This is a genomic window from Longibacter salinarum (genome assembly GCF_002554795.1).
Lineage (GTDB): Bacteria > Bacteroidota > Rhodothermia > Rhodothermales > Salinibacteraceae > Longibacter > Longibacter salinarum.
This window is the reverse complement of the sequence record NZ_PDEQ01000011.1, coordinates 1-21,407: the sequence shown is the minus strand read 5'-3', so window position 1 is coordinate 21,407 and position 21,407 is coordinate 1. Positions and strand designations below refer to the sequence as shown.

Here is a 21,407-nt window from a genome sequence, read left to right as displayed (position 1 = left end):
TATGCTCATTCTCTTATACAGCCTATTCTGGGCGTGACTCGTGAAGTGGACGGCTATGCGCGTGGGTGGTTAGTTGCTCTCTTCAACGTGCATTCCATCTGAGGGAGCGTGCTTCCAGGATGTGCCATCCCAGTACTTAATCTCATTAAGGTACGTTCGAAACGCCTGTGGGCCTGGAACAGCATCTAGACGACCTTCTGCGACAAGCTCTTGAGCGAGTCGTTCGTGCTGACTGTTAGGTACAACGGAAACGGGGTTCAATTGGGAATCGAACCGTACGAATAACTCGATCTCTGATACCAATCCGTCCTCGCCCCATGTGCCATCTTCAACCTGGACGCGAACTCCATCCTCCAAAATTCGCGTCGATCGAACGAGTCGGTTGGTCTTGCCCGCGACCCGTTGCACTGGGCTGGACGGCAACAGCAAGTATTTGTAATGCTGCGCTGGCACCGTTTCAGCCGGCGTGTATGCAGCGGTTACGGGTCCATGACCGTTGAAGTCCTCAGCATTCAACGCGATGACCACGGGACCGTCAAACGCGTTGCTGTATCCTCCCGTAACGAGTTCAGGTTGATTGTTGCCGTCTAAATCCACATGACGGATTCGAGCGGTTAAATGACCCGGATGGACGTACGCCTGGAGGATATCACCCGTTTGAGCATCAATCTCGACCAAGAGGGCGGGGAAATACGGTGAGTGGCAGAAGAGTGCGTAGATTTCGTCACCCGGTTCGCCATCCGTATTTGCTGCGTAGATGTCTTCGACGCCGTATGTCGGTTCATTGGCGAATGGCTTCTGCGGAAACTGAACCTGCGGAGCAACCGGTATTTCCCACTGCTGTTGATCCGTTCCGATCGGTCGCGACCGGATTACCTCTCCGCCTGACGAGTCACGCGCCGCCCATACGAATCCAACACCGTGTTCGCCGGATGTTTGGGGAAAGGCGTGCGGCCGGGCCCGGCGCTGTGCGCGAACTTTCCTCACGATTCCACTTCCTACCTCTACTTCCTCAATAACCTGTCCGGCTCGGTTTTCGACGGTTAGCACCGAACCAGAGTAGCGGCCCCGGACGGGGGTTTGGTCCTGTGGTGGTAGAAGCACGTAGGCGAGAACCGCGATTAGTGCGGATACAAGAGCGACTCCGGCGAGTACTCCCCAGTTGGCCCGTGCTTGACTCGTAGCATGTTGCACCCGGCTGATTTCCGTACGCTGTGTAAGGCGTCGCCGATCGAGAATATCAGGCAGGGATCGAACGCCGACCACATGGAGGTCGCGGTTTGGAAACCGGGCTTGCAGCCGGTGTAGCATTTCAGCCGCCGCCGATTCTTGGCCGTAAGGAACCGCAAGTGTACGGAGTGGGCTAAAGAAGGCGGCCTCTACTTTCGTGTCCAGGGTGTGCGAGTCCACCTGCGTGGCCGCTCCGTCTGGACTGAGCCCCCCTGTGATGCCGACGCCATGGGTCATGCGGACTCGTACACGTTTCATCTCGCGGGAGACCAGTCGGCTCAACACCAGTCCGCCCAGACCGAGTTGAAATGAAGTCCCATTAATCAACGCATCGTCTCGTTGGCAGGTGACGGTCACTTCTTGACTCGTTCCATGAAGAGAGGCATCTTCATCTCGGCCCTGCCGACTGAGAACAGTATGCAGTGCCTGCTCGATCGTACCAATGTGGCGCTTTCCGAAGAAATCGACGCCTGCGATGCGAATCGATGTGGAGGAGGATGAATCGTCGTATTCCCTCTCCTGCACAATCCGAAGCTGAATCAAGCTCCCAATTCCATCGGTCTTTGAACCCTGTACCGGCGTTTCAACGACCGGTAGATTGACGCCTCCATCGTAATCGTGAAGATCACGAAGTGCAGAAAGAAGAGGACCTCTAACACGCGGTGGGAGATCTACATTATCGAGAAAGGTACGAGTAATCTCTGCTCGCGTCGACCGCTTTGGCATATCGAACACGGGAACGAGCGTGTGCGACCCGTCAGTTGGCGGCATAAGCACGCGCGCCGCTCGGACGGGGTCACCGGCAAAAACATACAGGTGAGCAGCACCTCGATTGAGCACCCGAATAGCAGCATTCCACTGTTTTACGTCATGCAGAGCGGGGCAGGCAGTGCACCATGTTTGCAGGCGGTTTGCCGCCCGTTCCAATCGCCAAGGCGTCGTTCCCAGCGGATCCATGCGTTGTACTTGTTCATGCAGCGGACCCGCTAATTCTAAAAGGTATGGCTCTGCACCAGGAAGCGGCGGCGACGGGAGCCGCTCCACGCTTTGGAGCACACACCATCGTGCTGTGGCAGATGACGTCTGCAGGTAATCAAATACCGTCCGAAAGCGTTCTTCTATAACGAAGGGGTTGGTTGAAGACGGCACGAGAAGACGTCGGCCTTAAAATAGGAGGGGTTGAGATATGGATGCGTCATAATCGGCACATGCCAGATCAGCGCTCTGCAGCGTACGCCGTGCTACTATTCCGAGTGTACATTACGGACTCACCCGAAGAGGCGAAGAACGCGCGTCTCGTCGTCGCGCGGAACGACGATTGTAGCCATTTCATCTTCGAATCCGACGATATCGACGGAGTCGCCATCATCGATTCCTGCCCAGCAGAGTGCAGGCCGATCTGCGCTGCGAGCAGTTGAGTGTAGTTCCAGTGTGGTTGGTCCCGTCCATTCAGCGCGAACAGCATATCCATTCGCAATTTGTAGCAAATCGGCCGGCGCTTCTCCCGCCACGAGCGGCCCGCTCCAAAGGCATCGTCGAAGCCAACCTTGTTGTAGCGTCTCTTCTGGTACCTCACTCACGTTGTCAAAGCGGCCAAATCCATCTTTTGGAAGCGGAACCTGAAGGCGCTTGTCTCCTGACTCAAATAGGGCATGCCCGTATACGTCTGCATCACGCGCCAGCACGTAAACTCTCCCTTCATCTCGCTCCCTGTCGCGTAAGATACGGACCATCACACCATTCGCCTTCGATGATAAGACGGCGATAGACTCAAACGGTCCCGCTTGACCGGAATCCGCAGATAGAACGGTGGGACGTGATCGGTCTACGGGCGTTAGCGGAAGAACCGTCGGTGGATTGAATAGGCTGTCGACAAATCGATCGACAACATCGGGCATCCCCCCGCTCATCGTGTCGAACGCTTCATAGGTTGACTGTAATATGCGCGCCCACGCCGATGCTTCTGCATCTTCGGCAACAAGTTTCTCTACCCGTTGCCGTATCGTCGGGTCAAGGGCATCCGGGCGCCGGACGTAAGTTTCAATTAGGGTTTCGTCCTCATCTGTCATGAGTCGACAGGGGATTGAGGCAAGGTTGCGATGGGGGACTGCATCATCGGGTCTTGTTCATTAGCAGTCTCATGCTCAGACATCCTTGCGAATGGGATTCTTTGCTGAACGAATTGAATGGAGCACCCAGATCTAAATGGCGCCACAGGCTGGATTAAGCAAAACTCTCGTCTCAATTCTACAACATTGGCAACTACCGCTATCCACGGAAGCGGACGGTACCAAGCTTCTGATTTCCGGTACCGACAGAATACCGTTACGGTTCGTCGATGTCATCATGAAGGCGCTGCAATGTCTCCACAAAGTCGTCGCGCACGATACGGACGAGGTATTCAAAGGTTGATCGATGACACTCACGATATATCTCTCGCGTAATTTCAGATCGATGCATGCGAAGTGCCTCGTGCTGGGTCAAATCAGCGTCCGTCGGCGGCAGATACCGTGCCTCGAGATACGATCGAATGGCCTCGAAGTAACTGGCGTACACATTCGCTGGAACTTGATTTCCTTCCACGTAATGTGACTGTTTCTCAGCTCGGACCCGATCAATCGTTTTATCGATGAGGCGCTCGATATCCGAAGTTACAAGATTATCTAATCCGTCCGAACGAATCGTGTTATCGACAGACGCGACGTGCCCGGATGCTGTCGTCGACAGCCCAACCTCAACAGATGCGGCACGGATCGCGAGAGCAATCGCCGTAACGGGCACCGACCGATCATAGCGCGGATGGGCGTCGAGCAGGTGAGTTGCGGCGGCGACAAAATCGGGGACCTGCGCGCCTGACCGGACAACAGGTGCCAGATGAGCGGCCAAGCGCTCCACGGGCATCGTAGGAAGAGACACGGAGCGACTACTGTCTTCAGGGGATACGTTCGCGGGGGGCACCACCACGTGGAGCGCCTTCATGGTCCGTTGTAGTGTACTTCCCTCGCTCTGCTTTACCGCCCTCTTGACTGAGCGGATGAGGCGAGACAGCGATGCATCAACCTCTCCATTGCTCTCGAAAATTCGGTCCGTCACGACGCCGTGTACGAGCGGACGGAGCCGCTCTATCATTTCGTCTGTCGACATCGCACCAATCAATTCAGGCGGCTCTCGGAAATATCCCTCCAGAACCGGAAAGCGTCGCCCGGATCGCTCAAAGAGATCCGCAATCGCATCCATCGCCTGGTCGCCTAGCGTGAGTCCGGCAAGTGATCGGTTCGTCACATACGAGGTCTGCAGGTATGCTTTGGCAATTCGATGGCAGATAGTCACAACGGTCCGGGTTTCCTCGGGCCCGGCACGTCCTTCCAGCATGGAAGCTAATGCTCGTGAAAGGTGTAGCCGAGGCGAGGATCGGGCGGAATCAGGAAATCCCATAAAACCGACGCAAACGAAAACGAATCGTAGGGGGATCGAACCGAGACATCATCTACTCCGATTCGACACGATTTGCCCAAAGTATAGCCACACTTTATCCTTTCGTCAAAGATGAATTTCTCATGTTAGAAGTACGTGACCTTCAGTAGCCGGTCGTCACGCAGCGCGGGTGGCAGAATCCTCGCGAACCGATCCACGTGATGAGCGGGCGACAGATGCTCCCGCTGTGCCCGGTTGCATCGAGTCCCTTTACCCGACGTTGGAACACGCAGTGAAATTAGTAGCACGACAGTTTCAGCAGGTGTTAGAGTCGGCAAGGACTGATTGGACACAACAAAGAGCTAGATGAAAGAGTGTTGTCTTTAGATACGGTTTTCGGTCTCGCACTAATCCCCGTTTGTTCTCACACGCTACCTACATGATGGACCGCCGTTTGTCTTACATTTGTGTTCTCGTTGCGCTTTCCGTCGCGTGGGGAGTATCAACGCCAATCGCGACTGCACAGTCGTTTTCAGACAGTCTCGCTATTTCGACGGGGCTAACTGGTGCTGTTGATCTTCATGCCGCCGATATCGACGGGGATGGTGATCAAGATGTCTTGTCGGCTTCACGCGGCGACAATAGACTTGTTTTCCACCGTAATGGAGATGCCACCGCAGGAACGGGTGATGGCTCCTCATGGGAAGAGATCCCGGTTTCCTTCTTCGACTACACAGGTAGTGATCCAAGTGCTTCCAGCGTCTTCGCCGCTGATATTGATGGGGATGGCGATCAAGACGTCGTATCGTCTTTTCCAGGCGAGGATACCATTGCATGGTATCGGAACGGGGATGCCACCTCGGGTACAGGAGACGGATCGGCGTGGACGGAGGTGATCATTACCGTCAATGCGCCGGCAGCTGCCAGTGTCTCTACCACCGACATTGATGGGGATGGTGACCAGGACGTGATCTGGGCTTCCCGATTGGACGACAAGGTTGCGTTCCACCGAAATGGCGATGCGAGTACAGGAGCAGGGGACGGCTCAACATGGACGGAGGTGGTGGTCACGACCAGTGCTATCGGTGCAGAGAGCGTGTTTGCCGCTGATATGGATGGGGATGGAGACCAAGATATCCTATCGGCTTCCTCGGGTGACAACACGATCGCAATGCATCGGAATGGGGATGCTACAGCCGGAACAGGGGACGGCTCCGTATGGACCGGAGTTGTGATTACTGCGAGCGTTACTGCCGCCGCGAGTGTGTCAGCCGCCGATGTTGATGGGGATGGTGACCAGGACGTAGTCTCGGTTGCTGCAGGCGATGACACGATCGTAATGCACCGGAACGGAGATGCCACTGCAGGAGCAGGAGATGGCTCGGCGTGGACGGAGGTCGTTGTCACTGCCAACGCTGCGGGGGCTGAATGTGTCTCTACCGCTGATGTCGATGGGGACGGAGATAGAGACATTGTCTCCCCTCTCGATTACACGGATGTAGCTGTCTTCAGCAACGGCGATGGGACATCTGGAACCGGAGATGGCTCATCGTGGACTGCCTCCAAAATCTCAGAGTCAATGAGTAGTGTGCGGTGCGCCTCCACAACAGATATGGACAATGACGGCGATGTTGACATCTTGTCAACCAGGGAGTCGTCCTCGACGGACCTGAATATGGCCGTATTGTGGTTCGAGAACCTACGCATTGATGGCTCAGATTCACCCCCTCCTCCAACGGACGTTGTGGCTACAGCGGGAGATGGTCATGTTGACATCTCATGGAGCGCCCCGATCCCCACAACGTTCGCCGGCTTTCACGTGTATCGTTCGACGTCGTCTTTTTCTGACCCGGCGAATGCTGAGCGACTGACTGGTGCTCTTATCCCTGATGATAGTTTCACCGATACGGATGTAGTAAACGGTACAACGTATTTCTATCGCGTCACGATGCTCGAGACAGACGGGAGCGTGAGGCTCCTGGCTACCGAAGCGAGTGCTACGCCCGTACCGTCGCCAATGGATATATCGATTGAGGGCTCTCGGCTAACGCTGCAGACGGCTCCCGATGTCAGTATCGGTACTCCGCAAGCGATCGAAACAACGCGATATCCTGCTGATCAGGTCGTACTTCGTGCGCGCGTAACCCTCGATAAGGCATTTACTGGATCGGCTAGCGACATTGATGTGAAGGCCACGCTGAATGGCGAGGTCATGCAGACCGTCATGCGCGGAAACATCGATTCCGATGGCGATAATAGAATCGATCAACTTCCATTCGACCATGAACAGACAGGCGCGGATAGTAGATACGCAGACGTACTTCTCGTGTCCTCCCAAACCTTTGAGAGCGGCGCCGAACAGCTTCCGGTACGGGTTACTGCTATCCCGGCGTCTATCACTCAAGACCGGGCGTCTGAATCCGTCTCACTATATTATGCTCGCCGTCAAGGGGATGGCCGACCTTTTGACCCGCGTATCGATGGGTACCAATTCCCAAATCTTACGGACTTAACCCTAGAGGAATGGATTTCTGAGATAGTAATAACCGGTCCAGGGTTAGCCGGTCTGGCGTTTGCACTATACAAAGATAGCAGGGTTAATGACGGGCGTTGTTTTGGGATGTCGGGTACTGCCGCCGTCTACTTTGCGGACCCAACGAAGAAAGTGTTTACTGGCCCCACATATGAACAGCCAGAATCCGATACGAAGACCCGCCAGCAAATCGCTGACTACCACCTCGCGCAAAGTCTAAGTGACTTCAAGTTCAGGCTTGGCGCATCTCCAAACTTTCAGACAGAGTATGACAGAGCGAAGACGCTTATAACGGCGACCGGAATAACTCCAATAATCGGTCTTGAATATGCTGATGGTGGGAGGCACGCTGTTCTGGCAACAAAAATCACCGCTCTTGAGCAAAGCGGAGATAAAATCATCGAAGTCCATGATAGCAATTTTAGCGGCACAACATATGACTTGATATACGCGCAAGACACAGTCGATTATACCCTCAAGTCATATGCTACTGGCCTAGGGGCGGGATCGAACCTTTTCCAAATTGCAAAGATGGTTTCTGTAGACCCAACAGGCATTCCGTTTTTTCCAGACTCTGAATGGTTTAGGTCTACGCTCTCCGACTTGGTTGACAATACCGGGAAGGTTTATGCCGCGGCCTTTAACCCTGGCGATTCGTCAAAACGTTCTGTGATGACATCGTCTACTAACGCAGAGTCGGTCCATGCGACCGCGAAAACTACACCACCAGGTGTGTATGTCATTGTCGAAAATGAGCAAGGAGACCGTGCCGGGTACCTCGGCGATGGAACGAGAGTATCTGAAATAGCTGGAGCCGTCGTCGAACGGGTCATTACCGACTCGATGACCGGCGAAACAGGCACATATATATCAGTTCCACCGGGAGGCACCTACGTTTCACGGATCACGTCCTCGGTCGCTGGAAACGTTCGATTTGAGCGAGCGGCTCCCAACCCCGACTCCCCGGCGGAGATCGACTATGTAGACTCCATGACGTTCGAGAGCACGTCTGTAGGGGAATTCGATGAGCGTGGCGACAAGGCCGTCATGCTAGATACGGACGGGGACGGGACAGTCGATCAGGCCATCTCTACAGAGAGCACTGTACTACCGGTTGAACTTCTAGCGTTCGAGGCCCGCGCAGAGCGCAACCAGTCTGCAATCTTGACGTGGAGAACGGCGTCCGAGTTTGATAACGCTGGATTTGCGGTCGAACGCAAGTTTGGTGCTGCAGCTTGGTCAGAAATTGGGTTCGTCGAAGGCGCGAACACGACCACGGAGCCACAGAGCTATCAGTTTACGGACACAAAGCTTCCGTATGACGCGAATCGCATCGAATATCGGCTCCGGCAAATTGATGTTGATGGATCCGAAACCCTATCTGACGCGGCAGCCATTGAAAGAACAACGCCGATAGAACTCAAAAAGACCGTTCCGAATCCGGCGCGTGAATCTGTTACACTCCGGTACGCGGTGCCCGATGGCGACAAAATGAGGCTACTGCTTTATGATGTTCTTGGACGTAAGGTCCGTACCCTTACTCACGGCGTTGGCCGAGGACGGGCAAAGAAGCAAGTCGATCTCTCCGGACTTGCGAGCGGGACATACTTTCTACGTCTTGAGGCCAGTGGACAATCAATCACGCGTTCCCTAACAGTCGTACGCTAACTTCGGAAGGAGCTTTTGCGGTTTGGTGTGCCCACCAAGTTCCATATAACCCTCCGGGCTCCAATTCGAGACTCGGGTTCGTCCGGTACGTTTTAATCGATGAGAAACAGGCGCGCCGGACAGTGCACGTCAACCCCACATCGGGACGAGGATGACCGCCTCGTATTGAAGGAGGAATGGCAGTGGTTCACCGGCGATCAGTCGCACGGGACATCTGAACTGATCGAGGTGGATCGTGATGACGTACCCGACTACGCTTGATGCTGCATTTTTTCGAGCAGGGAGCTGACGTCACCGGATGGGCTTACAGGAGATGTGACTGTAAGGTACAGTCGATCTTCTGACTTCAACCGCTCACTCGTCTGTGTTCGGCTCCTCGAGACGAAGGCGTATCGGGCCGCTGGCTTCGCCGATATCGACGCGCTCCTCGCCCTGCGTGGCGTAAATAAGACCGTCCTGCTGCATCTCCGTAGCCACCTCGCGCACGTCATCCATGTGCTCACGCCAGTCGTCGAAGACAGCCCGTGCGGCCTCGGACGGACAGATTGACGCGTCCGGATCACGAGACGAGAGAAGGTCGAGAATCGTCGATCGGATCGTTGATTCGTCGGGCATAGGGCTGCGGGGTACGAGGGTTGGATCGTCTACGCGAGAGGGTGACCAAACGCTGGCGTGCCGGGCTATTGATGTGTCGAACGCAGGACCTCAGGAGACACTGCGATCACATCCGTTCCCGCAACGACAGCGACGTCATCGCCCGGCTCTGGATGGAGGATGTGTAGTCCGGTGAATTCGCTGAAGGCGGGCAGGATGAGTCGGGACTCATTCGCATGGAAGCAAGGCAGCCGCTCGCGCTGTCCCCCGCGCCCGCGGAGCACGACGCCGGGGTGGAGGTGCCCGCAGACGACGTAGCCGGTGTCGGACGAACTCGGCTCGTGCCGGAAGCAGAAGGGGCCTTCGTGCAGCGGACCCTCGTGCTCATCGATGTCGAGGTCGGCGGGGGAGGCACCGGCGTGCCGGTCGTGATTTCCGCGAACGAGGACGACGTTGAGCGTCTTTTGGTTGCTGCGCCAGGCTCGAAGCGCCTGTAGCGTGCCCTCCGTCATGCCGGACCGCGCATGGTACAGGTCGCCCAGCACGATCAGGCGTTCCGCTCTTGTTTGCCGAATCAAGCCCGTTAGCTTCTGCAGGTCGCTATCTGTGCTCCCGAGCGGAAGGGGAATCGCCTCGGCCCGAAAGGTCGCATCTTTGCCCACGTGCACGTCCGCAACAAGCAGCGTCTTCCGCTCCGCCCAGTACGCCGCCCGTCCGGGCAACAGCTCAAGCTCGGCCTCTTGGGTCGGTGGCGGAAGGGAGAAAGACGGCATGCTCGAATGGTTGAAAGTGTGGACGTTTGAAGGTGTGAAGGTGCGTGGCGTTGGTTTGATAGAACGTGGTCACGTTAAAAACCAGTTCGTCGGACAGCCTCCGGCCACCCAAAGGTAGGGCCCTATTGGTGGTCGGGCCTCGCGATGCTCGCAAGACGAGGCATCGTTGATTTCACGCATCGAGTCTATCTCGTCCGTTCCAAAAAATCACCTTCGGGCGTGCGAAGAGACACGCACGACCGCGTTTACTTCGTCGCGGTCTATCCGCCAAACAGGTTGTGAAAGTGTGAGGGTCCGGGGAGCATATACACGCTGAACCTTGAACCCTGCACTTTGAACTCACTCCGCTCCCTTTCCCCCCTCTCTCCCCTATTCTCCCATACCCGATCTTACTCCCAGCGCGCGGCCTCCTCCAGTTCTTCCTGCATGCGGCGGACGCGCTGGGCGAGGGGTTCGGAGCTGATGCGGTCGCGCAGGCGGTCGACGTAGATCGGGAAGGCCAGGGGTGTCATGCGCGGCACGTCGATCACGTGAAGCGTGGCGTCACGGATTCGGTCGAGGGCGTCGCGGAGGCGGTCTTCCTCGAGTTGCCGCTCCCGCACCTCGCGTCGCGCTTGCTCCAGCAGCGGGTTCTCCGATTCGTATTCCTCCAGCACGTCAAAGATGAGTCCGCTGGAGGCTTGGATCTTGCCGAGGGATTTGGGTTGTCCGGGGTAGCCGGTAAACACGAGTCCAGCCACTCGCGCAATTTCTCGAAACTGCCGTCGACTCATCTCCGACTCATTTAAGCTCGCCTCGATCTCGGACGTGAGATTCTCCGTATCGAACAGACCGCCCGCGATCGCGTCGCGCAGTGGCGCCGGCTCGGGCGAGAGCAGTTCGAAGCCGTAGTCGTTGTACGACATCGTAAACGAGATCGACACTTCCTCGGCCATACGGTAGGCGAGGAGGGAGGCGAGTCCCTGATGCACCGGCCGACCGGCGAACGGGTACATGAACAGGTGATGGCCCTCGCGGGAGTGCACGCGCTCGACCAGGAAATCGTCGTGCGTCGGGACGATCGACCACTTCCCCTGTAATTCCATCAGCGACTGGACCTGTGCCATCTCGGGTCCGCGAAACGTGCCTTCGGCCGCTTCGTCGAGCCGCCGCCGGATCCAATGCGACAGCTGGTTCGACAGCGGGAGTCGGCCGCCGAGCCAGCGCGGGACGACGCCGTCGGGTTCACTCTTTGCTTTCTGAACGACGGCTTTCATGTCCTCGATTCGTAGAAACTCGAGCGTCTTGCCGGCGAAGTTGAAAATGTCGCCGTGCTTCAGTCGGCTGATGAACGTTTCCTCGACCTGTCCGATCGTGTGTCCGTTCTTGTAGCGAACCTCGACGCTCGAGTCGCTCGTGATCGTGCCGATCATCATGCGATGCCGCCGGGCCAGCCGGTCGCTCGTGCCGACGTACATGCCGCGGTATCTCTCGAGGTCACCGTCGTACTTCTCGATCCGGTGGTACTTCTCATAGGCCTTCAGCGCGGAGCCGCCGGTCGAGGCGCAGCGCACGGCCCAATCGAACTCGTTACGGGTCAGGTTGCGGTACGAGTACGCCGATCGGATTTCCTCGAACAGATCGTCGGGGAAGAAGCCGGACCCGATGGCGATGGTGATGACGTGCTGAACCAGGAGGTCGATGGGTTTGCGGACGGGCGGACGCGCCTCGATATCGTCCGCTTCCATCGCGTCGCGGGCCGCAGCGTATTCGATGAGCTGGAGCGAATGGCTGGGTACGCCGGTCACGCGGCTCGTCGCGCCGGGCTGGTGTCCGCTCCGCCCGGCCCGCTGCAGGAGGCGCGCAACTCCTTTTGGACTGCCCACCTGGAAGACGCGATCCACGGGTGTAAAGTCGACGCCGAGGTCGAGCGTCGAGGTGCAGACGACGCACCGGAGCCGGCCGTTTGCCAGTCCGTCCTCGACCACCTCCCGCTGCTTTCGGCTCAGCGACCCGTAGTGCAGGGCGAGGTGCCCGGCCCACTCCGGGCGCGCGTCCAGGATGGCGCGGTACCACTGTTCGGCCTGGGCGCGGGTGTTCGTGAAAACGAGGGCGCTGTCCGCCGTGTCGAGCTCGGAGAGAACATGGTCAAGCATCTGCAGGCCGAGATTGCCCGCCCATGGAAAGCGGTGCACGTCCTCGGGCAGCAGCGCGTCGATCTGAATGTCTTTCTTGATGTCGGCCGTGATGAGTCGTCCGTCGGCGTCGGGCTCACCGAGGAGCGTGTCGCGCGCCTCATCCATATTGCCGATTGTGGCGGAGAGGCCCCACGTCCGGAGGTCGGGATTCCATCGGCGGAGTCGGGCGATGCCGAGCTCGGCCTGTACGCCGCGCTTCGAGCCCATCAGCTCGTGCCACTCGTCCACGACGACCATACGCAGGTTCTGCAGGTGCTCCTTCGTGTCCGGGTACGACAACAGGATCGACAGGCTCTCCGGCGTGGTGATGAGAGCGGAGGGCGGATCCGAGAGCTGGCCTTTCTTCTTGCGATACGACGTGTCACCCGTGCGTCCCTCGATGCGCCACGGCAAACGGAGGTCGCGGGCCGCTCGCTGGAGCGCTGTGACCGTGTTGTGGCTGAGGGCGCGGAGGGGCGTGACCCAGAGGACGGACAGCGGCGGGGGCGTCAGCTCGTCGTACGCTTCGATGTTGCGCCCGGCGGCGATCTGTTCGGCCATCCACTCGATCAGAACGGCAAACCAGACAGAGTAGGTTTTGCCGGTCCCGGTTGGGGCGTGGACGAGTCCGCTGTCGCCGTCGCGGTACGCGCGCCAGACGTCGCGCTGGTAGTCGAACGGCGACCAGCCGCGGTCCGAGAACCAGTCTTCAAGCCGAGATTCTGCCTCGCCCCACGCCTCCGCATCGACAGCAGGGCGTGGCGAGGGTGCGGAAGCACTCATTCGTCGGGGGCGACGTGATTGGGGAGGGCGGGGAGGAGAGCCTTCAGATCGCCGAGGCGATCGGCGTCCTGCGGCGAAAGGTCGCGGCGCCAGCGTTTGATCCGGGGAAAGCGTGTGGCGACGCCGCACTTGTGACGACTCGAGCGGCGTACGCCTTCAAATGCGATCTCGAACACATGCTCGGGTTCGACGGAGCGAACGGGACCAAAGCGTTCCACGGTGTGGCGGCGCACCCAGTTATCCAGTTCCTGAAACTGATCGTCGGTCAGGCCGGAGTATGCCTTGGCGAAGATAACGAGCTCGTCGCTCTCATCCCAGAGGGCAAAGGACAGATCCGTGTGGAGCGTCGACCGGCGGCCCGAGCCGCGCTGCGCATAGATCAGCACGCCGTCGAGGGTGTAGGGTTCGACCTTCCATTTCCACCAGTTTCCCTTCGGTCGCCCGACCGCGTACTTCTTGTCGAGCCGCTTCAGCATCAAGCCCTCCGTTTTCTTATCGCGGCTGTCCGCACGCACATCGGCCAGGTCGTCCCAGGAATCGCCGCGAATCGGCGTCGTGAGACGAATATCCGATCCATGATGTCCGGCGTCGAAGATCGACTCCAACTGCCGGCGGCGCTTTCGGAGCGGCCAGTCGCGAATGTCCTCGCCGTCCCATTCCAAGAGGTCGAACGCCACAAACGAAATCGGCACCTCTTCCATCAGGTCCGATGGCAGGGTTTTTCGGCCAATGCGCTTTTGCAGCATGCCGAAAGGGAGCACCTCGCCGTCCTTCCAGCCGAGGATTTCACCGTCGAGAACGACACCGTCCGGCAGGGCTTTGGCAGCAGTGGCCACCTCCGGGTAGCGCTCGGTGATCAGTTCTTCGCCGCGTGACCAGATGAAGACCTCGCCTTCGCGGTGGATGACCTGCGAGCGGATGCCGTCCCACTTCCATTCGGCGAGAAACTGGTCGTGGTCGCCGACAACATCCTGTGGGTGCGCGTCGTTGTCGATCGGGTGGGCCAGAAGAAACGGGTAGGGACGGCTCCGGTCGGCGTCGGAGGTGTCTTTGGAGATCAGGTTGTTGAAAAACTCGGCCGTCGGCGACCAGTCGCCCATCATGCGAGCGGTGAGCACGTCGCGGTCGATGCCGCTGAAGGCTTCGAGTCCGCGCACCGTGAGTCCCTGTGAGACCCCGACGCGGAGTCCGCTCGTTGTGAGCTTATTCCAGACGAACCGTTCCCACCGGCCCAGTTCCCGCCAGATTGCCGTCACCTCCTCGCGCTGAACCTCGTCGTCTTTGTTGCGGAGCGGGAGAAGGCGTTCCTCGACCCAGTACGACAGCGTCTTGTCGGCGCTACCGCCTTCGTCGGGCAGGAGCAGCGTGATCGTTTCCGCGGTGTCGCCGACCGTCGTGTACGCATCCTCGAGCAACCAGTCCGGAATGCCGGCGAGGTCCGCGGCCCATTGCCGCATATCGGTCGAACTCAGAAGCCGCTTCGGCCGCTCCCCCGACAGAAAGTAGACCGCCCACGCTGCGTCCGCCGGCTCCGCCTGCTCAAAATATGCCGCCATCGCCTTGATCTTCGCATTCCGGCTCGTCGTCCGGTCGAGTTGACGGTAAAGCTCAGCGAAGGCCTGCATGGGGCAGAGTTCAAAGTTCAGAGTTCAACGTTCAGTGTTAACACCTCCACACCTCCACACTTTCACACCGGCGCTAGCCGTCGTATTGTGAGCGTAGGGGCAACTCTCGGGCGTCGAGGCCTTTCTCCTCGTTTAGCCAGCGGGCGAAGGAGTCGTTGTTGCCATGCGTGACGTAAATGGTCTCCGCCCCGGTGCCGTCGATGACCGCGTTCAGGTTGGGCCAGTCGAGGTGGTCCGACAGGACGAAGCCGCGGTCGAGGGAGCGGCGGCGCTTGTTGCCGCGAATGCGCATCCAGCCGGAGGCAAAGCCGGTTGACACCGGGTCGAAGCGTTGCATCCACCGAGAGCCGCCGGCGCTGGAGGGCGCGACGACGAGGGCTTCGCTCCAGTCGTCCAGCGCGTTCTCGTCGGACACGTACGTCGTGGGCGGCAGATCGACGCCGTCCTCGCGGTAGACGGCGTTCATTTTCTGGACCGCGCCGTGGCAGTAGATCGGCCCGATGGACGGATCGACACCGGCGATCAGGCGCTGCGCCTTGCCGAGCGAGTAGCCGAAGAGAACAGAGGTCTTGCCCTCTTCCTGGTTCTTTTTCCACCAGCGGTTGATCTTCTCGAACACGTCCGCCGGGTCCGGCCAGCGGTAAATCGGGAGCCCGAACGTGCACTCGGTGATGAAGACGTCGCACTCGACCAGTTCGAACGGCGTGCAGGTTCGGTCCGCCGCAACTTTGTAGTCGCCCGTCACGACCCAGACCTCGCCACCGTGCTCCAAGCGGACCTGGGCCGAGCCGCGGATGTGTCCGGCCGGATGGAGCGAAACCGTGACGCCGTTTATGTCGAGCGTCTCCCCGTATGAAAGCGTCTGGATCGAGGCACCGTCGAGCATACGGTGTCGCAGCACGCCTTCGCCCTCGGCGCTCGTCAGGTAATGCTCCGACCCGCGAGCGGCATGATCGCCGTGGGCGTGGGTCACGACGGCTCGCTGGACCGGTCGATGCGGGTCAATATGAAAGTCCCCGGCCGGGCAGTACAGACCATCGTCCGATACGGTGAGCAAACCGTCCACAGGAGAGTACCGGTGGTGAAAAAGGCAAAGCGAAAGGTGTGAGATCTGACTGGCAGTATCACGGTAGCACATCTCGCTCGCAACCGACGTCCAAGGATCTGTCCAGATTTTTTCAGGTGCGAGGGATCTGGAACACCGCTTCAATCCGTGAATGGGATCCTTCCGCTAAGCATTTTCCCATACCCAGCACCGCTCGCTGACTCCATGACCGATCGACTGCCCTTGATGGATCCCTCGGACTGGACGGATGGGCAGCGGGCCGTGGTATCGTCCGACGCTCGGGCGGTAACGATCTACGGCAGTCTTCGGTCGGGAAAAACGACGGCGCTCATGGCTCGCGCGATCCGGTGTGCTCGCGACATCGATCCAGAGGAAACCGTGTACGTGTTTGCAAACACGGGGACGGGCGCAGAGACACGCCGGTCCATGATCGCATCGCACGATGCTGCCGCCGACATCGTGGTCTCAACGGTGACGGCGATAGCGGCGCACATCCTCCGCAGGCTGGGTGATGACGACTGGACCCTCACGCATCCGGAGGCCGATCAGGCCCGTGTCGGGCGCATTTTGGAGGCGATGGGATACAACGACCTGAGCGAATCGCCGTACGACGTCTGGCGGGAGTTGATCGTGCAGGCTGCCAATGGGCGGGATCGAACTGTGCCCCCGTCGTTTCCTCTGACGGACGAAGCGCTGGCGGAGGTGCGGACGAGATACGATGCTACGCTTGACCGAACCCGAACGCTGGATCGTGCGCGCCTCGTGCAGCGTGCGGTCGAGCACCTGGAGCGAGCGGGGGAGAGCCCGGTTCGTGTGTCACACATCCTGATTGACGATGCAGAAAACCTGTCGCCCATCGAGGTGCTGCTCCTGCAGGCTTTGGGACCGGAGTCCGTAACGGCGGCGGTGAATCCGGAAGCCTGCGTGATGGCTTCGCTCGGCGCGGATTCAACCGCCGTGATCGATTGGTTTGATTCCATCGACGACCACGACCGTGTATGGCTGGCCGCAGCCAAACATACCACGCCGATTCTGGACGCGGCACGGAGGCTGATCGAAGAAGAGTCGTCGAGTAGCGATCGTGCAACGAGCCGTGGGAGCGACACGTTGCCGGAGGGGCGAGTGGAGAAGTTTTCGGCGCCGTCGGCCTCGGCCGAGCAGGATCGGATCCTCGGTGCAATGCAGGAGAGGGTGGAGGCACGGGATGGCGGGGCGGTGAATGTCGCTGTCGTGGCACCGAATCAGTCACTACGCGATGAGATTGCCGACAGGTGTCGCGATAGCGATCTGGCCGTTGAGGTTCTTGGTCGGCCATGGCATGGACAGGAGACCATTCTGGACGTTTTGTCCTACCTGTTCGTCCTTGCCAACCCGCATGACGATCCCCATCTCTTTCGCGTCATCAACCGGCCGTCACGCGGGATCGGGCGGAAGACGCAGGCGCGCCTCCGAGAGTATGCCGCAGGGAGAGACCTGTCGGCCTGGGAGGCGATCGACCGTGCACGATCGGAGGGAGCCCTGAGCAGCCGGGCGCGTCGGGTTCTTGGCGCCTTCCGTGAGATGGTGGAGCCGCTCGTGCAGCACGCACGAGATGCGTCGCCGGCGGACGTGGCGCGCGCCGTGCTGTCGGACACGGAACTGTTGACGCCGGTGACGCGGGGACGCACGAGAGAGCAGATCGAGCGGGAGGAGCGGGTTGAATGGTTTCTGCAGGATCTTCCGGCTAGTGGAGACATCGACGCACTCAGGCCGTTTCTCGATTCGATCGCTCTTGGCTTTTCGCCAACTGACCGAACAGCTAAGATCCAGATCGCGACACTTCGCGAGGTCCGAGACGTGACGGCCCGGCTCGTCTTTGTCTTTGGGCTGGAAGAAGGACGTCTACCCGCTACACACGCCGTGCGTCGCCATGCCTTTATCGAGCAAGAGAAGCGGCGGCTTGCGGTTGCAATCAGCCGGGCGGAGTCGAACACGGTTTTGAGTTGGGCGAAGAGTCGCGGTACCGGTCGCCGCCAGGAGCCAACGACGCGATCTCGGTTTTGGGACCTGCTAGACCCCGTCCCGACGTGCGATGGATCGTGGGAGAGCGGAAACGACTACCGGGCCAGCCTGCGAACGAAGCAGGCATCATCCAGGGCGTCTACGCGACCGACGGATGAGGACGCCGCGGCGATCGAGGCCGGGCGCCGGGTCGAACATCCGAAGCTGGGCGCCGGAACGGTCCAGGACGTGAAGATGGACGGAGAAAAGCACGTCGCGACCGTAACGTTCGACGACCGTGGAACGAAAACGCTCAACCTGCGCTACGCTCCTCTGACGCTTCTCGACGCATAGACGCGCCAATGACCCAAGGCGCCAACGACCTCACGTTCGAACGAACCAACGCCTAAACGCTCTAACGCACACCATGACCATTCTTGTAATTGGCGCTACCGGGACCATTGGCTCGGCCATATGCGATTCGCTGGAGAGCGAGCACGATGTCATTCGCGTCGCTCGGACCAGCGGTGACATCCGCGTAGACATCGAGAGTCCCGAGTCGATCCGCGACATGTACGAGGAGGCCGGGTCGTTCGATGCCGTCGCCTCCGCGGCGGGCAACGCAGCCTTCAATCCCCTCGACGAGCTCAGCGAAGACGACTTCGGCCTGAGCATTCAGAGTAAGCTGATGGGTCAGGTCAACCTCGTCCGATACGGTCTACCGTATCTGGATAATCCGCGTCAGGGCTCGTTTACCCTCGTGAGCGGCATTTTGAGTCAGCATCCGATGCCCGGAAGCGCAGCGATCAGCATGGTCAACGCCGGAATCGAAGGGTTCATCCGGGCGGCGGCTCTCGATACGCCGGACGGGGTACGCGTCAACGCCGTGAGTCCGCCGTGGGTGAGCGAGACGCTGGAGGAGATGGGCGAAGATCCGTCCGACGGCGTGCCTGCCGCTGTCGTGGCGAAGGCGTATGCCGACAGCATCACCGGCTCGGCGAGCGGCGAGGTGCTGGATCCGCGTGACTACGCATGATTGGAGCAGAGACTGTCCGGGTCGACGATCAATGACGAACGAGCGATTTCACCGACGGCGTCGTCTGGTCGAGACGATGGAGCATCTCGCCGAAGTTGAGTTACCGGCGCAGGCCAAATCCGACGCTCGCTATCCAGTTACGGAGGACCACTGCTTCAAGCGGATCGCCTTCGATGCGGCGGTCGGTAGGAAATGGGATGCGTCGGTCCAGCGCCCCTTCTACCGATATGCGACCGATGAGCAGCTTGCGACCGCTATTGACGTTCTACGCTCGATGCGGGAGCAGCCGGACCGCGCGAACGCACTCAACCGGAAATCGCTGTCGTATCGCCGCTCCTCTTGATCCCGCCTGATAATCCCGACGGGGAGGACGACGCGCTTTGCTGCCAGGTGCCCGAAATAAACGACGCCCCGCTCCGGTTTTGAGCCGAAGCGGGGCATTGTTGCGTTTGAAGTGGTTTGAGGAGCTACTCGACGCGAACGCGGCGGTTGCCGATCTTGTAGAGGCCGCTCTTGGCGAGGACCTGATCGACGTACTGCGCCGGAATGTCGATCATGGTGTGGCCGCCGTGGATGTCGATCTTGCCGATCGAGCCTCCGGGGATGCCCGAGCCGCCGGCGATGCTCCCGACGACCTGGCCCGGTCGCGTGCCATTCTTCTTGCCAGTGTTGAGTTTCAGGCGAACCATGCCGTCCTCGTGGGAGTCACGGACACGCTCCGTCGAGCTGTCGTCCGCTACGGTCTCGGTGCGTGAACGGGCGGCTTTCAACGCAGCAGCTGCGATGTCCACCGGGCTCCGACCTTCATTCATCAGCTCGTGGACGATCTGTTTCTCCCGGCTCCAGTCGTCGGCATCGACCCACTCGCCGATTTCTTCGCGGACCTGAGCATCGCGGTGTGCCTGCACATCGGCCTCCGACGGAAGCTGGTGCGTTGAGATGTCGCGCTTCGTGTAGCGCTCGATCTTGCGCAGGCGTTTACGCCGGTTGTTCGGCACGAGCGAGATGGCGGTCCCGGACTTGCCGGCGCGACCGGTGCGACCCACGCGGTGCACGTAGACCTCCGGATCCGTCGGCAGCTCGTAGTTGAACACATGCGAGATGTGGTCGATGTCGAGGCCGCGGGCGGCCACGTTCGTTCCGACGAGTACGGATACCTGGCCGTTGCGGAAGCGGTTGAGCATCTTGCGCCGCTCATACTGCTCCATCTCTCCGTTCAGCGCGCCGGCTGCGTGGCCCTGCGCCTGAAGCTGATCGGCGAGGCGGAACGTATCGGCCCGGGTGCGGGCGAACACGATGGCGCTGTCGATCCGCTCGGTTTCGAGGAGGCGGAGAAGGGCGTCGAGGCGGTTGCGCTTCGAGACGAAGTACGCGCGCTGCTCGATGTTTTCTGCCGTCCGGTTCTTTGCCTTCAAGCGGCAGGTTTCGGGGTTGTCGAGGTGCTTCGACGCGAGGCGCTCGAACCCGCGCGACATCGTGGCCGAGAAGAAGGCCGTCTGCCGCGAGCGCGGCGTCGACGAGAGAATCTCTTCGATGTCGTCGATGAAGCCCATGCTGAGCATCTCGTCGGCTTCGTCGAGCACGGCGACTTCGACGCTGCTGAGATCGAGGAGGCCCTTGTTGATCAGATCGAGCATGCGACCGGGTGTGCCGACGACAATGTCGACGCCCTGCTTGATGCGGCCAATCTGCTTCTTATACGATTGCCCACCGTAGACGGCAAGCACGCTCATGCCCACGTTCGCGCCGTAGGCCTTCGCGGATTTGGCGACCTGCATGGCCAGCTCGCGCGTCGGGCAGAGCACGAGACCGCGGATGACGCCGACGCCACCGCCGAGGTGGTGCAGCATCGGTAGCGTAAAGGCAGCGGTCTTGCCGGTGCCGGTTTGCGCCTGGCCGACGACATCACGGCCGGCGAGAAGCGAGGGGATGAGAGCGGACTGGATCGGGGTGGGCGTTTCGTACCCGAGATCCTTGACCGTGGAAATGAGATGCGAGTTGAGGCCTAAAGAGGCAAAAGACGTAGACATGCAGAAAGAAGTCGTGCAGAATGAAGGCGGGACCGAGAATCGGGATTCGTTCCCCGCACAATCGAAGTGCTCCGCGTCTTCGTCCTGCAAGTAATAGCCTCAACATCGTCTTCGGGACGACCGGCTCCACACGAGTCGGACGACCCAGTTCGCGGCAACATCCCAGTTCAAGGAACCAGTCCGGGAAAAGATGCAAGCACAACGTCTGCTTCGGGTGAATTGGAGGGCTGGCGCCAGTTCAGAGTTCAAGGTTCAAGGCTAGCTACCGGACAGTTTTCAAAAATAGGGGGTAAATCGCATGTCGATGGGGGCGTCGTTCTGCAAACATCGCCGGATCCATCGCAGGCCGATTGCAAGGTAGCTTCGGTCCCGTCGGTCGGATCGGTCCACGGAGCATCGGTCGCCCCGCTTGACGACGGCGCTTGCGACCGCGATGAGCCAGACGTAGATGAGGCTGAGTACAAGGACGAGCCTCGCGATGCGCTCCGGGGCCTGCAGCCGCGTGCGATGCAGTTGAAA

At 59.6% G+C, this 21,407-nt stretch carries 15 protein-coding genes; 5 read left to right on the top strand and 10 right to left on the bottom strand.

The features are described from left to right. Positions 1-69: 69 nt before the first annotated feature. From CRI94_RS16425 to CRI94_RS16415, 3 genes are all read right to left on the bottom strand, one after another. Positions 70-2,001: a hypothetical protein gene (locus tag CRI94_RS16425; RefSeq protein ID WP_098078662.1), complete on the bottom strand. Its 1,932-nt coding sequence runs from the start codon at positions 1,999-2,001 to the stop codon at positions 70-72. Between the two features lie 497 nt (positions 2,002-2,498). After that, positions 2,499-3,299 (bottom strand): hypothetical protein, encoded by an 801-nt coding sequence (locus tag CRI94_RS16420; protein WP_098078658.1) that lies wholly within the window; start codon positions 3,297-3,299, stop codon positions 2,499-2,501. 256 nt (positions 3,300-3,555) lie between these two features. Further along, positions 3,556-4,602, bottom strand: coding sequence for a hypothetical protein (locus CRI94_RS16415; protein ID WP_098078655.1), 1,047 nt, complete (start codon positions 4,600-4,602; stop codon positions 3,556-3,558). Positions 4,603-5,083: 481 nt separating this feature from the next. Here CRI94_RS16415 and CRI94_RS16410 point away from each other — a divergent pair, with 481 nt between their 5' ends. Together CRI94_RS16410 and CRI94_RS17785 are read left to right on the top strand one after the other, a co-directional pair. Further along, on the top strand, positions 5,084-8,845 hold the full coding sequence (locus tag CRI94_RS16410) for an FG-GAP-like repeat-containing protein (RefSeq protein WP_098078652.1): 3,762 nt from the start codon (positions 5,084-5,086) through the stop codon (positions 8,843-8,845). A 99-nt stretch (positions 8,846-8,944) separates the two neighbouring features. Next, positions 8,945-9,106, top strand: a complete 162-nt coding sequence (locus CRI94_RS17785; RefSeq protein ID WP_179862367.1) for an avidin-fold protein — start codon at positions 8,945-8,947, stop codon at positions 9,104-9,106. Positions 9,107-9,199: 93 nt separating this feature from the next. On the opposite strand, the gene CRI94_RS16405 is transcribed toward CRI94_RS17785, so the two are convergent. The 5 genes from CRI94_RS16405 to CRI94_RS16385 form a co-directional block, all read right to left on the bottom strand. After that, complete coding sequence (locus tag CRI94_RS16405; RefSeq protein WP_098078648.1) at positions 9,200-9,460, bottom strand: DUF3253 domain-containing protein; 261 nt, start codon at positions 9,458-9,460, stop codon at positions 9,200-9,202. Between the two features lie 65 nt (positions 9,461-9,525). Beyond that, positions 9,526-10,212 (bottom strand): ligase-associated DNA damage response endonuclease PdeM, encoded by a 687-nt coding sequence (gene pdeM, locus CRI94_RS16400; RefSeq protein WP_098078644.1) that lies wholly within the window; start codon positions 10,210-10,212, stop codon positions 9,526-9,528. Positions 10,213-10,601: 389 nt separating this feature from the next. Further along, complete coding sequence (locus CRI94_RS16395; RefSeq protein ID WP_098078641.1) at positions 10,602-13,151, bottom strand: ligase-associated DNA damage response DEXH box helicase; 2,550 nt, start codon at positions 13,149-13,151, stop codon at positions 10,602-10,604. Next, on the bottom strand, positions 13,148-14,776 hold the full coding sequence (locus CRI94_RS16390; protein ID WP_098078636.1) for an ATP-dependent DNA ligase: 1,629 nt from the start codon (positions 14,774-14,776) through the stop codon (positions 13,148-13,150). Before CRI94_RS16390 ends, CRI94_RS16395 begins: the two co-directional genes overlap by 4 nt. 73 nt (positions 14,777-14,849) lie before the next feature. Next, complete coding sequence (locus CRI94_RS16385; protein WP_218919415.1) at positions 14,850-15,842, bottom strand: ligase-associated DNA damage response exonuclease; 993 nt, start codon at positions 15,840-15,842, stop codon at positions 14,850-14,852. Positions 15,843-16,046: 204 nt separating this feature from the next. On the opposite strand from CRI94_RS16385, the gene CRI94_RS16380 reads away from it, so the two are divergent. The 3 genes from CRI94_RS16380 (at position 16,047) to CRI94_RS16370 (ending at position 19,201) form a co-directional block, all read left to right on the top strand. Beyond that, a complete protein-coding gene (locus CRI94_RS16380; protein ID WP_098078629.1) occupies positions 16,047-18,176 on the top strand; it encodes a 3'-5' exonuclease in 2,130 nt (709 codons plus the stop codon). Between the two features lie 73 nt (positions 18,177-18,249). Then, the gene (locus CRI94_RS16375) at positions 18,250-18,858 is read left to right on the top strand and encodes a short chain dehydrogenase (RefSeq protein ID WP_098078625.1); all 609 of its coding nucleotides are present in this window, start codon (positions 18,250-18,252) and stop codon (positions 18,856-18,858) included. 31 nt (positions 18,859-18,889) lie between these two features. Beyond that, positions 18,890-19,201 carry a GCN5-related N-acetyltransferase gene (locus tag CRI94_RS16370; RefSeq protein ID WP_098078622.1) on the top strand — a complete coding sequence of 104 codons (312 nt, stop codon included), beginning with the start codon at positions 18,890-18,892 and terminating at the stop codon, positions 19,199-19,201. A 124-nt stretch (positions 19,202-19,325) separates the two neighbouring features. On the opposite strand, the gene CRI94_RS16365 is transcribed toward CRI94_RS16370, so the two are convergent. Next, positions 19,326-20,888 (bottom strand): DEAD/DEAH box helicase, encoded by a 1,563-nt coding sequence (locus CRI94_RS16365; protein WP_098078618.1) that lies wholly within the window; start codon positions 20,886-20,888, stop codon positions 19,326-19,328. A 276-nt stretch (positions 20,889-21,164) separates the two neighbouring features. Further along, positions 21,165-21,407, bottom strand: a 243-nt coding sequence (locus tag CRI94_RS17780; RefSeq protein ID WP_218919379.1) for a hypothetical protein, incomplete at its 5' end; no start/stop codon positions are given.